The following is a 644-nucleotide window of genomic DNA, read 5'->3' on the forward strand; positions in this document are numbered from 1 at the left end:
GAGATGGTACCACCATGCATATGTACCAGACCCTTTACAAGTGAGAGCCCTATACCCAAACCGCCAGTCGTCTTCTCCAGTGTCCGGTCAACTTGAGTAAACATACCGAACACTCGCTCAAGCATGGGCGCAGGGATGCCGATCCCGTTATCCAATACTGTCAGTACCACCTCCTTGGAGTCGCAAAGCACCGACACACGTATCTGCCCTCCGTGATTTGTGTACTTCGCCGAATTATTCAGCAGATTTGACACGACTTGGGCCAGGCGAATAGGGTCGCCTTCAACGAAAATTGGATCGTCCGGAAGAGATACAGTGAGTTCGTGCCCTTGCTGATCGATCATTGGTCGACTTGTCTCCAGAGCGGCAGTGATGACATCCTGGAGTTGAACTCGCTCCATGCGTAGTTCAAGCTTACCTGACGTCAATCGGCTGATGTCTAGAAGATCATCAACCAACCGTGCTAGCTGTAGAAGCTGACGTTCCATCATTGATCTGACCTTCTCAATGGGAGCGCTTACCCCAATCAGCTGCATCAATTGCAGGCCACTACGGATCGGAGCCAAAGGATTGCGGAGTTCGTGCGCCAATGTTGCAAGAAACTCGTCCTTTTTGCGATCTGCATCTCGTAATTTGCTTTCGGC

The 644-nt window shown here is 51.1% G+C and carries 1 protein-coding gene; it reads right to left on the reverse strand.

Going from position 1 to position 644, the window contains the following annotated elements; translation table 11 throughout:
• Nucleotides 1-644: sensor histidine kinase (locus ACO0LF_RS31410; protein ID WP_423021322.1), on the reverse strand; the 644-nt coding region annotated here is incomplete at both ends.

It is taken from the genome of Undibacterium sp. Di27W (assembly GCF_049340345.1).
Classification (GTDB): domain Bacteria; phylum Pseudomonadota; class Gammaproteobacteria; order Burkholderiales; family Burkholderiaceae_D; genus Undibacterium.